This is a genomic window from Paraflavitalea soli (genome assembly GCF_003555545.1).
GTDB lineage: Bacteria > Bacteroidota > Bacteroidia > Chitinophagales > Chitinophagaceae > Paraflavitalea > Paraflavitalea soli.
Genome location: NZ_CP032157.1, coordinates 6,852,548 through 6,864,009, shown reverse-complemented (window position 1 = coordinate 6,864,009; position 11,462 = coordinate 6,852,548). Strand labels below are relative to the sequence as shown.

Below are 11,462 nucleotides of genomic sequence, written 5' to 3'. Positions count from 1 at the left end.
CGGCGTTTGTTGATCGTACCCTTTAAAATAAACTCTTATGTAAATAACTTCAAATCAGAGTGGTAACACATATTCATTCTTCACAGCGGCCCTATTCACTAAGACAAGTCAACTCACTAAAACCCTTGGGCCCGCACTAAAAATTGTTGTTAAAGGTTTAAAAGAGCCATCCCGAGGAATCGGGACGGCGTTTGTTGATCGTACCCTTTAAACTCTTTATGGAATATGTTTATTTCGACTTAATGATCCGTTGTATGATCGTCTCTTTGCCATTCGATACCCGCAGCACATAGGCGCCTTCAGTTAAGTCCCGCACAGAGATAGTTTCTGTAAGCTGTGATTGCTGGTTCAGCGAATACTTCACTACCTGGCCGCTGGTATTCATCAATTCAATAGATACAAATTTGTCTTTCCAGGCCAGTGGCAGTGTAACACGCAGGTCAGTCGATACCGGGTTAGGAGATACTTTAATAACCGGTGTTGGTTGTTGCTCAGAAGTATATACCGTATGCGTAGCCGACTTCTGAATCTTTCCATTCATATCTACCATGTTAATGCGGTAGTAGATAAAACCCTTCCGCACATTCCTTACATCATCCGAAAAACTATAGCTCTGACTCACACCTGTCTGCTCATCTTCACCGGTAAACAACAAACCGACTTCTGAAAAATCTGTATTGTTCAGGCTACGCTCAATCACAAAGTGACTGTAGTTAGCGGCAACTGGTGTACTCCAGTTTAATACTATCTTTTTATTGGCGTTCGTCTTTTGGGAGAAGCTGCCCAATGACCAGGTTAACAATAACAGTGGCAATAAAATCCACTTGAAAATATGTTGAATAATAATGGGTAAAGCATTGGCAGTTGGGTACTGGTACGTTTTCATAACTTATATTTTAGGGGACGGAATAACTATGTATTAGTCCACAGGAGTTGGAAACGAACCGGTTGTTTTCGTAGAATTGGAATAAAACTCAGAAATGAAAATGGAATTGGATGGAAGAAACTAGATGCGGTTTGTCTGGGAGATTGGGTACGGTTTGTATCGGAATTGGAGGAGAGAACTTGATCGTTGTCGTGATCGTTATCGTTGATCGTGGGTCAAAGATTGAAACAAAATTTGGTTTATGCAATAGGCAGAACCAACTTTTTTTGACTTATGTCCATCACTTTTCGGTTAGGCATTGATTTACAACAATAAAAAAAAGCCCCTTCGTTAAAATACGAAGGGACTTTTCTATGCTAATAATTAGCTAACTGATTATTTGTACTGAGGCATTAAAGATTTGGCTAATGCAACCATCTTCTTAATACCGTCTTCTGGCAGATTACCTTTCTTGAACTGCACCAATACATCTGGTAATTTGTTGTCCATTTCCATCAGGAAGTGTTCTTCAAATTCTTTTACACGTTTAACGGCTACTTCACGCAGCAATCCTTGTGTACCCAGGTAGATGATAGCAACTTGCTTTTCTACACTGAATGGAGTGTATTGAGGTTGTTTCAGGATCTCCACGTTACGGGCGCCTTTATCCAATACCAGCTTGGTAGCAGCATCCAGGTCACCACCAAATTTGGAGAAGGCTTCCATCTCACGGTACAGCGCCTGGTCAAGTTTCAGCGTACCAGCTACTTTCTTCATGGATTTGATCTGCGCGTTACCACCTACGCGGCTAACGGAGATACCCACGTTGATCGCAGGACGGATACCACTGTTAAACAGGTTACCTTCCAGGAAGATCTGACCGTCGGTGATCGAGATCACGTTGGTAGGGATATAAGCAGATACGTCACCCGCTTGTGTTTCAATGATGGGCAATGCCGTCAGAGAACCACCACCTTTTACCAGGTGCTTGATAGAATCAGGCAGGTCATTCATGTTCTTGGCCACACCATCATCATTGATCACCTTGGCAGCACGCTCCAATAAACGGCTGTGCAGGTAGAATACGTCACCAGGATATGCTTCGCGGCCTGGAGGACGACGCAACAGCAGAGACACTTCACGATAGGCTACCGCCTGCTTGGACAGATCATCATAAATGATCAGTGCAGGACGACCGGTATCACGGAAGAACTCACCAATTGCAGCACCGGCAAACGGAGCATAGAATTGCAAAGGAGCGGGATCAGAAGCAGAAGCTGCTACGATCGTAGTGTAAGCCATCGCGCCATTATCTTCCAGTGTTTTCATCACACCAGCGATAGTAGACGCTTTTTGTCCAATGGCCACATATATACAATATACCGGCTTACCGGCTTCAAAAAACTCTTTCTGATTGATAATGGTATCGATCGCGATAGCTGTTTTACCAGTCTGGCGGTCACCAATGATCAGCTCACGTTGTCCGCGGCCTACAGGGATCATCGCATCAATCGCTTTCAAACCTGTTTGGAGAGGCTCCTTTACCGGCTCACGGAAGATAACACCAGGCGCTTTACGCTCCAGGGGCATCTCATATTTTTCGCCGGCCAACGGACCTTTACCATCGATAGGTGTGCCCAATGTATTAACCACGCGACCCAGCATACCTTCACCTACATTGATAGAGGCGATCTTACCCGTACGGCGAACTTTAGCGCCTTCCTTGATATTACCGCTTTCTCCCATCAATACCACACCCACATTGTCTTCTTCCAGGTTCAGGGCAATTGCTTGTACACCATTCTCAAACTCCACCAATTCTCCGGAGCTTACATTGTTCAACCCGTAAACACGGGCAATACCATCGCCCACCTGCAGTACGGTACCTACCTCTTCGAGATCGGCCTCCGCATTGAAGTTGCTCAGCTGTTGGCGTAATATCGCTGATATTTCATCAGGCTTAATGTCTACCATATCTAACTGTTTATAGTTTGTTGTTTGTTTTTAATACTGTAAGGGGTAAGCAATAGTTGCGAAGCTTAAAACTCACAACCCATTACTCACAACTCACTATCTGATCTTATAAATAAAGTCGTTGTTCAGGAATTGGCTCCTGATCTTATTCAGATCATAAGCAATACTGCCATCCACCAGCGTACCACCTACCTCCAGTACAAAACCGCCGATCAGTTCATCCTTTACCGCTGTTTCCAGTTCAATATTCTTCAAGGCTGTTTGCTCCTGGATCTTCGCAATGATCTGCTGTTTCAGTTCTTCACTAACCGGCACGGCCGTAGTCAGCTTTACAGTATGGATACCTTTATGCTTTTTGTATTGCTCAATAAAAGCCTCAATGATCTCCGGTAATCCTGCTTCACGTCCTTTTTTCACCAACAGCCTGGTAAAAGCCATGGTTACTTCATTCACTTTACCACCAGCAATGGCTTGCAGTATGTTGTCCTTTTTGTCGGATGTTATTACCGGGCTTTTTAAAATGGTCACAAATTCACGGCTGCTCTTGCATACATTCTGCAAAAAAAGCATGTCATTATAGATGGTTTCCAGTTGATTGCGCTCAACAGCCAAATCAATCAAACTCTTCGCGTACCTGCCTGCTAACCGGGGATTAAGCATAATTATGTAAGCTTCGAGCCTCGAGCTTCGAGCTTCGAGCTAAGCCAGAAGGCTCGCAGCTCGCAGCTCACAGCTCATGGCTATTAATTAATTCAATTTTACTTCGTTCGTCAGTTGTTTAATAAAAGACTCCTGCTCTGCTTTTCCTGACAGTTCACGGCGCAATACTTTCTCTGCTACCTCGATCACCAGATGACCCACCTGGTTCTTAACCTCTGTTAAAGCAGCCATTTTCTGGTGCTGAATAGCCGTTTGTGCATCTACAATGATCTTATTGGCTTCTACCTTAGCTTGTTCCTTAGCCTCATTAATGATCCTATCCTTCGTATCACGGGCCTCTTTCAGCAATTGTGCTCTTTCTTCACGGGCTTTAGCCAACAGTGCTTCATTTTCATTCTTCAACTGGGCCATTTCAGCCTTTACTTTTTCGGCTGATGCCAGCGACTCAGCAATGCCGGTTTCCCTTTCCTTCAATGATTTCAGGATGGGCTTCCAGGCAAACTTTTTCAATAACAGGAATACAACAATGAAAGCGATCAATGTCCAGACAAAAAAACCAAGATGGGGAGTTAACAAACTCATAGAAATAGTATTATAAAGCTTTAATTCTGTGTTTGAAAGTAACTGCACCCTCCGCCCTGTGCTTCAGGTGCAGTACTAAGTTTGTGAGATATGACTATTTCAGTACAGCCAGCAGACCGGCGATTACTGCGAACAGCGCAACACCTTCTACGAAGGCAGCTGTCAGGATCATACCACCACGGATGTCGTTTGCAGCTTCTGGCTGACGGGCAATAGCTTCAGTAGCGCCTTTACCGATTTGGCCGATACCGATACCTGCGCCAATGGCAGCAAGACCAGCACCTACAGCACCACCAAAGTGAGACCAGCTTCCAGTCACTTCCAACATGATGTTCATTAAGTCCATGATTCTGATTTTTATAATTAAAAAGAAATTCTATTACAGTTTAGTGATGAGGATCTTCTTCATAATGATGATCCCCAATGGCCTGGCTGATGAATACGGCAGTCAGGGTCGTAAAGATATAAGCCTGGATAAACGCCACCAGTACCTCGATCAGGTAAATGAATACCGCAAAAGCAATTGATACTGGCGTAAATGCAATACCTGCTGTTTTTGTCATCTCTCCAAAAATGAAGATCAGGCTCACAAAGCTCAGGATAATAATGTGTCCCGCTGTCATATTCGCGAACAAACGGATGATCAGGGCAAAAGGCTTGGTAAACACACCCATCAACTCCACCGGCAGCATTAAGAATTTAACACCTACAGGTACACCAGGATACCAGAAAATATGCCCCCAGTAATGCGCATTGGTGCTGAAAAGGATCACCACAAAGGCGATGATACCCAATACCATGGTAAAGGCAATATTACCCGTTACGTTGGCACTGCCAGGCAGTAAGCCAAACAGGTTATTGACCAGAATAAAGAAAAACAAGGTGAGCAGGTAAGGCAGGTATTTATCGGCTTTAACACCCAGGTTGGGCCTGGCCACATCATCCCGTACAAACAATATTACAGGCTCGATGGCATTCTGCAAGCCTTTGGGAGCAGAGGTCAACCCCTGGCCTTTTTTGTATTTCTTCGCCATTCCCGTAAGGATCAGGAATAATATGGTCAGCGCCAGGAACATCTGTACCACGTTCTTGGTGAGGGAGAAATCAAACACTTTCACGCTTTCATCCACAGAACCGTCTTCTTTTACGGGAATAATATCATGTTCTACCAGCTTATAGCCGTTGTGGATCTCTTCGCCATGGTGAAATTTAGAGCTCATGAAAACACTCAGGCCTCTTTGGGGAGAGTATAAGATCACCGGTAGCGGCAGGGTAGCATGGAAATCATGCCCACCTTCGTGCTTTATAGTAAAAAAATGAAATTCGTGTGCATCTGCAATGTGATCCAGCATTTCCTTACCTGGGTCAAACTTGCCCTCAGCACCTTTTCCTTCGTTGGCCATGGCCGAACTGGAAAAAAGCACTAAAAACAGGCTGAAAACCGCTACTGATAAGGATTTGAAACGTTTGAAAGCCATACTTTCCTGAAATTTGGCGCAAAGATAAGGAGGGGCTGTCAAAAACGATCGCGACAATGAAGTATTTTGAAGAATTGGGGGAAAACAAGATTAGGATGGATTTTGTCGCTGTTTTTCCCGGATCAGCCGGATTTTCTCTAATTGAGCTACGTCCAATTGATCTTTAGGGCGATTAACAGCTTTTTTGTTGTCTATCAAGTCGTTAATATGGAGAAAAGGGACTTCGACACCATCAAGGTCGGCAAAAGAAGCTTTGGAAAGACATTCCCCAAAAGAGGAATTCTCCAGCCCCTTCATATAGGTCATAATATCCAATTCAATACCACCTCCAACGTAAAAATTGGTCCATCCCGGAACAAATTGCATCATTTCCAGCGATGAAAAATCTCCGTATCCCAATTCTTTAAATGCATTACGTAAATTCCTTCGGTTTTCGATGGTATCTTCCAACCACATATCAAGGTCGTCGGTTGCTCTGTCAAATCCATGGAACCTTGTTGCGAAGCCCCCAACCATAATATATTTTACCTGGCAGGCATTCAACACTTTCCAGAATTGAAGCAATTCATCATCCAAGACATCCATTGCAAAAGAGGTATTTAATCTTTGTGGGTAACCTTAGCTTTCTTGAACAAAGCATTCCTGCGAAGCATTTGGGTAAAACTTTTAAGCTTTTCCATATCAGTCATATTCATTACCCTTAATAAACGGGCTTCTTCCTGCTCCTCAGCATTACCATAAGGTGCCGGATCCTCCCGAAGGATATTTTCATTTTCCTTCTTACCGCCCTGATACTCTTTCATACCCCTAAATTACTAAATTATTGGTGGTCTTTCAACAAAGATACCCACTACCGAATTCTACATAACTCCTTGTTTCTCAAACTGCATCTGGTGCAGCTTGTAATAGAAGCCCTGGTTTTTCATCAGTTCATCGTGGTTGCCGATTTCCTTGATCTCGCCTTTGTCCAGTACAATGATCTTGCTGGCCTTGCGGATGGTGGAGAGCCTGTGCGCAATAACAATAGAGGTTCGGCCGGCGATCAGCTTATCAATAGCTTTCTGGATCAGTATCTCACTTTCAGTATCCACAGAAGAAGTGGCTTCATCGAGGATCAGTATCGAAGGATTGTATAAAAGCGCCCGGATAAAAGACAACAATTGCCGTTGCCCCAAAGAAAGACTGCTGCCCCGCTCCATCACATTGTAGTCGTAACCGCCAGGCAGTTGCATGATGAAATCGTGCATATCGATCATCTTGGCCGCAGCTATCACCTGTTCCCGGCTGATAGCCGCATTGCGCAGCGTGATATTATCCAGCACAGAACCCGAAAACAGGAATACATCCTGCAGTACGACCCCGATATTCCTGCGCAATACATCCAGTTTGTATTCCTCAATTTTTACATCGTCGATGCTGAGTGTTCCCTTCTGAATATGGTAAAGCCGGTTGAGCAAACTGATAATAGAGGTTTTGCCACTTCCCGTATGCCCTACGATGGCAATCGTTTCTCCCGGCTGGGCTGTAAACGAAATATCCTTCAGCACATAGCGCTCTTCTACATAAGCAAAAGACACGTGGTCAAATACGATCTTGCCCTTTACCTGTTCAGGTGCATAAGTCCCTTCTGTTTTAATATAATCATCATTATCCAGCACCTTGAACACCCTTTCACTGGCCACCATGCCCATTTGCAACACGTTGAATTTATCCGCAATCACCCGCAACGGGCGGAACAGTAAATTGAGACACAGGTAAAAAGAGATCATTTTACCAATAAGGCTTTGGGCCTCCTGCCCTTCCAGTTTCAAGGCATGCGTGGCAGCCCACCACACCATTAAACCTGTACCTACCGCCAGCACAATTTCCACCAGTGGGAAAAATACAGAGTAGGCAAAGATCGCCTTGACATTTGCATTGCGGTGCTCCCGGTTGATCTTTTTGAACTTATTGAACTGCCTTTCCTCTGATGCAAAGGCCTGTACAATAGACATACCCGTAATATGCTCTTGCACAAAGGCATTTAGACTGGCCACCGCATTCCGTACCCGGATGAATGATTTGTTGACGCTTTCTTTAAAATAATAAGTGGCAATAATCAGGAAGGGGAAGGGCGCCAGGCTGATCAGTGTTAGCCGCCAGTCCACCCAAAACATAAATGCCAGGATAGCAATAATAGAAAGCAGGTCGGCAATAATGGGTATCAGCCCTTCTGAAAAGATGTCATTGATCGCTTCAATATCATTGATCGTACGCGTAGTCAACGTGCCGATAGGTGTGGTATCAAACTGCGCCAGGTTCAACCCCAATACTTTTTTGTACACTTTTACCCGCAGGTCTTTTACCACAGCTTGCCCAAGCCAGGCCGTGAGAAAGGAGAAGTAAAACCGGAACAATACTTCCACCAGCAACAATCCTACCTGGATCAGGGTGATCCAGATAACAATATCTACAATGTCCACCTTGGTAAGTAAGGAAGTAGCCGCTGCCCCTTTTGGCACCCAGTCATTGATAGTGACCTGTATAAGCCAGGGACGTATAGGAGAAAGGATAGCCAGCAGGATAGCCAGCACCAAAGAAACATAGAATTTTTTCTTGTACGGCGCCGCAAACCGGAATACCCGGCGAAGCAAGCTAAAATCAAATATCCTCTTCTGTGAACCTTTTTCTGACATAATGGAAGCGGGCAAAGATAATGACAGTTTCGGGTTTTACGTTTCGGGTTCCCTGTTCTTTAGCCATAAGAAACCGCCGTTCATCTATCTTTCCGGTAATTGTAACAGTAATTTAACTGAAAGGTTGTGCACCTATTCGCCCATCGCCTTGCGATAAGCCTTGATGAAGATGGCGCCCAGGTTTTTATACGGAGGTATATAATCGTCAAACTTTTCTTTGGCAGCACCATTTTTAAAACGCCCACCCAGGTCCTTCCACATATTGATCCAGTCGATATTCTTTCCGGCAACCAGGTTGGCATTGATCGCTTCCAGGATAGGCTCATTCACTGTTTTCGTACCTACCTGCTTGGATGAAATGATATGCGCATCCCGGCAAATTGTCAACACTTCATTGAGGTTATTATACCCACCGCAAGACCCCAACACCACGATCCGGGCCGTGGGCGCCAGTTTCTTAAGCGTATAAGGAAGGTGATAACTATGCCCCCTATGTACCACCACCGTCGGTTGCATATTCCTCTTTTCCAGGTATTCTATCAGCTTCAACTGCGCTTTTTCATCCAGGTCTTCCTCAGGCTTATATAATGGCTTATTGGCATATATATATACCGGCTTCCCTTTGGCAGAACGGATACTTACCCATTCAGGCTTATCCTCCACCTTCCATTCAGCCTTATTGCGGAACATGCCCATAAAGTTGATGAACGAGTTCTGTCCGTCCTTATCCTCATCACCATAAAAAAACACCTGCTGTATCACCCTTCCGCTGTCATCCGTGAGCGACTTATAATCCTGCCCATAGATCGAAGGGATGCCCAGCATGGCCGACAGATCAATTTTCCGGGAAGTATCAGCCGATTCAAACAATATCTTCAGCAGGTTATAGATCACCACTCCCCGCTTATTATTATCCTGTACATTCTTATCGTAGTTCCACCTTACTTCATTGAGGATAAAGCTGGCCAGCTCTTTATTCTTATCCATGATGCTGCTGTAGGAGTCTGCCACATCTACCGCATCTTCCAGGTCATCATCCCGGTCGTTTTTCTTTCTTTCCAGTCCGATCACAAAGGCCTTCATCAGCGTTTCAGCTTCTTCCTTACCCATCGTACCCAGAAAATTATTCAGTGTATTGTAACCAGCCGCCATTTTAATGAACTTCCGGAAGTAATCACCGTTCACACTCATCAGCAAACTGTCGCCACGTGGATTGGGCATCCGTTGGAATATGCGTGGGTATACCCCGCTTACATAGCTGGAAGTATATATTTCGTCCTCACTCAACACCGCAACATAGTATAATTCCTGTGGCGTGAGCTTATCGAGAGACCTGAACCTTACATTAGGGTCATTCACATCATGCAGCGCATTGATCTCCCGCACAAACAACTGCCGTGCTTTACGCGCCATCATTTCCGTCAGCGCCTTTAGCTCCGTAGCCGTATCCCGTACAGGAGGCAACAGGCGTCCGGCATATTCAATACGCGTTTTTACCAAAAGCCTGAAATAGCTAAAGTCATTATCCTTTACACTATCTATTTCCTGGAGCGTGATCCTGCCGCGGATCAGGTTATCAAGAAAGGGGAAATAAAGCTGCCCGTTACGGCTATTGGCCATCCGGGAGATCGTACGCACCAGCGTATCCGAATGGCTGGCAATACGGTTGGCCAGCGTACCCCTTGCCTGGGCATAATCATAAAATTTACGTATATCGCGGTGAGCAGCTATTTTGAGCAAGCTATCAGCAAAAGGTACATTGGGCGTTTTCCGGAGTTCCTGCAATATCTCATCAGGGTGCAAGCCACAATATTTACGAATAAGGTCGATCCTTGAGGGAGCAATACCCGGATTGTCATTCGAAAAGACCGAAATACCATCCACCAGCATTTTTCCTACTCCATAATCACTGACTCTTACGACCGGCTCTATACTTTCCCCCTTCCTGTCCCGTTCAATCCCTTCGGCTAGCCCTCTGATCAGGGCCGGAGCTGAGGCGGCCGGAAAATCTTTTTTCCCCTGTCTGTTGCCATATTGCTGTAGCGTAGACTCCACAATACGGAGATACTTAATCTTAGCCATATTACTGAGCAGCGAATCCCCCTCCAATTGCTCCTGTAATTCATCAACCTGGCGGCCGATGGCATCCGTGATCTGGAGCATTACAGACTCGTCTGAGACCGTTTTGGTAACGCTGGCATATATCCTTATCTGTTGTTTATCAATGTTTTCATGCCATAGCACACGCTGCATAGCTATCTTGAACGGAGGGGCACTCGTTTGGCCCTGGCCGGCGCTGGCTATCAACAGTAAAATAGAACTTGCAAGTATATATGGTTTCATACGTTTATACTCCTGTCTGCATCAATTACTAGTGCAAAAATACTACCAATTGGTTGTATAGAACGGAAAATCAACGCTTGCCGTATAACATCTGTTAACAATTTCATAATTGGAACACCCCTTGTTGCATGCAGCGGAAAATTAACTTTGCGTAAATTTATTGTTAACATGGACTCTAAAGGTAAGAAGATCCTGATCGCTGATGACGAGCCCGATATATTGGAAATCATACAGTACAACCTGCAAAAGGAAGGCTATGATGTGTTGACTGCAAAAGATGGGGATGAAGCGCTTACCAAGGCCCGCTCCAACAATCCCGATCTAATTGTCCTGGACATTATGATGCCCAAGAAAAATGGGGTGGAAGTGTGTGAAATACTGCGTTCCCAACCTTCTTTCAAAGATACCCTCATCCTGTTCCTCACCGCCCTGAGCGATGAAGGCTCCCATGTACGGGGCCTGGAAACAGGGGCAGATGACTATATCAGCAAGCCCGTAAGCCCTAAAATATTGGTTAGCAGGGTAAATGCCCTGTTTCGCCGCACCACAGCCAAAGAACCTGAAGGCGAAAAAGTGATCCGCATTGACAACCTGGAGATCGATCCCGTAAAATTTGAGGCAAAAGTTGACGGCAAGGCCGTTGTACTCGCCAAAAAGGAATTTGAACTCCTGTACCTCCTGGCTTCCAAACCAGGACGGGTATTCCTCCGGAATGAAATTTTAAACCAGGTTTGGGGCAATGATGTGATCGTAGGAGACCGTACCATTGATGTGCATATCCGCAAAGTGCGCCAGAAACTGGGTATTGATTGCATTACCACCGTGAAAGGCGTAGGTTATAAATTTGATATATAAGAGCTGGAAACAGCTCCCGCACGGTGAGTA

General features: G+C 45.1%; 11 protein-coding genes. 1 reads left to right on the top strand and 10 read right to left on the bottom strand.

Annotated features, from left to right (window positions below):
- Positions 1-229: 229 nt before the first annotated feature.
- From D3H65_RS26430 to D3H65_RS26385, 10 genes are all read right to left on the bottom strand, one after another.
- Entirely contained in the window at positions 230-886 is a 657-nt protein-coding gene (locus D3H65_RS26430; RefSeq protein ID WP_119053178.1) for a T9SS type A sorting domain-containing protein, read from the bottom strand.
- 375 nt (positions 887-1,261) lie between these two features.
- The gene (atpA, locus tag D3H65_RS26425; RefSeq protein ID WP_119053177.1) at positions 1,262-2,839 is read right to left on the bottom strand and encodes a F0F1 ATP synthase subunit alpha; all 1,578 of its coding nucleotides are present in this window, start codon (positions 2,837-2,839) and stop codon (positions 1,262-1,264) included.
- 96 nt (positions 2,840-2,935) lie between these two features.
- Positions 2,936-3,499 carry an ATP synthase F1 subunit delta gene (gene atpH / locus D3H65_RS26420; RefSeq protein WP_119053176.1) on the bottom strand — a complete coding sequence of 188 codons (564 nt, stop codon included), beginning with the start codon at positions 3,497-3,499 and terminating at the stop codon, positions 2,936-2,938.
- A gap of 87 nt (positions 3,500-3,586) precedes the next feature.
- Complete coding sequence (gene atpF / locus D3H65_RS26415) at positions 3,587-4,081, bottom strand: F0F1 ATP synthase subunit B (protein WP_119053175.1); 495 nt, start codon at positions 4,079-4,081, stop codon at positions 3,587-3,589.
- 94 nt (positions 4,082-4,175) lie between these two features.
- Positions 4,176-4,427 carry an ATP synthase F0 subunit C gene (gene atpE, locus D3H65_RS26410; protein ID WP_119053174.1) on the bottom strand — a complete coding sequence of 84 codons (252 nt, stop codon included), beginning with the start codon at positions 4,425-4,427 and terminating at the stop codon, positions 4,176-4,178.
- A gap of 40 nt (positions 4,428-4,467) precedes the next feature.
- Positions 4,468-5,559: a F0F1 ATP synthase subunit A gene (gene atpB, locus D3H65_RS26405; RefSeq protein ID WP_119053173.1), complete on the bottom strand. Its 1,092-nt coding sequence runs from the start codon at positions 5,557-5,559 to the stop codon at positions 4,468-4,470.
- 90 nt (positions 5,560-5,649) lie between these two features.
- Entirely contained in the window at positions 5,650-6,144 is a 495-nt protein-coding gene (locus D3H65_RS26400; RefSeq protein ID WP_119053172.1) for a hypothetical protein, read from the bottom strand.
- Between the two features lie 14 nt (positions 6,145-6,158).
- A complete protein-coding gene (locus D3H65_RS26395; protein WP_119053171.1) occupies positions 6,159-6,362 on the bottom strand; it encodes a hypothetical protein in 204 nt (67 codons plus the stop codon).
- A 57-nt stretch (positions 6,363-6,419) separates the two neighbouring features.
- A complete protein-coding gene (locus D3H65_RS26390; protein ID WP_119053170.1) occupies positions 6,420-8,234 on the bottom strand; it encodes an ABC transporter ATP-binding protein in 1,815 nt (604 codons plus the stop codon).
- A gap of 132 nt (positions 8,235-8,366) precedes the next feature.
- Entirely contained in the window at positions 8,367-10,577 is a 2,211-nt protein-coding gene (locus tag D3H65_RS26385; protein ID WP_119053169.1) for a hypothetical protein, read from the bottom strand.
- 168 nt (positions 10,578-10,745) lie between these two features.
- Here D3H65_RS26385 and D3H65_RS26380 point away from each other — a divergent pair, with 168 nt between their 5' ends.
- Complete coding sequence (locus tag D3H65_RS26380) at positions 10,746-11,432, top strand: response regulator (protein ID WP_119053168.1); 687 nt, start codon at positions 10,746-10,748, stop codon at positions 11,430-11,432.
- The last annotated feature ends 30 nt before the right edge of the window (positions 11,433-11,462 follow it).

Coding starts and splice junctions, on each gene's coding strand:
- D3H65_RS26430 (WP_119053178.1), bottom strand. CDS start 886: ATGAAAACGTACCAGTACCCAACTGCCAATGCTTTACCCATTATTATT.
- atpA (WP_119053177.1), bottom strand. CDS start 2,839: ATGGTAGACATTAAGCCTGATGAAATATCAGCGATATTACGCCAACAG.
- atpH (WP_119053176.1), bottom strand. CDS start 3,499: ATGCTTAATCCCCGGTTAGCAGGCAGGTACGCGAAGAGTTTGATTGAT.
- atpF (WP_119053175.1), bottom strand. CDS start 4,081: ATGAGTTTGTTAACTCCCCATCTTGGTTTTTTTGTCTGGACATTGATC.
- atpE (WP_119053174.1), bottom strand. CDS start 4,427: ATGGACTTAATGAACATCATGTTGGAAGTGACTGGAAGCTGGTCTCAC.
- atpB (WP_119053173.1), bottom strand. CDS start 5,559: ATGGCTTTCAAACGTTTCAAATCCTTATCAGTAGCGGTTTTCAGCCTG.
- D3H65_RS26400 (WP_119053172.1), bottom strand. CDS start 6,144: ATGGATGTCTTGGATGATGAATTGCTTCAATTCTGGAAAGTGTTGAAT.
- D3H65_RS26395 (WP_119053171.1), bottom strand. CDS start 6,362: ATGAAAGAGTATCAGGGCGGTAAGAAGGAAAATGAAAATATCCTTCGG.
- D3H65_RS26390 (WP_119053170.1), bottom strand. CDS start 8,234: ATGTCAGAAAAAGGTTCACAGAAGAGGATATTTGATTTTAGCTTGCTT.
- D3H65_RS26385 (WP_119053169.1), bottom strand. CDS start 10,577: ATGAAACCATATATACTTGCAAGTTCTATTTTACTGTTGATAGCCAGC.
- D3H65_RS26380 (WP_119053168.1), top strand. CDS start 10,746: ATGGACTCTAAAGGTAAGAAGATCCTGATCGCTGATGACGAGCCCGAT.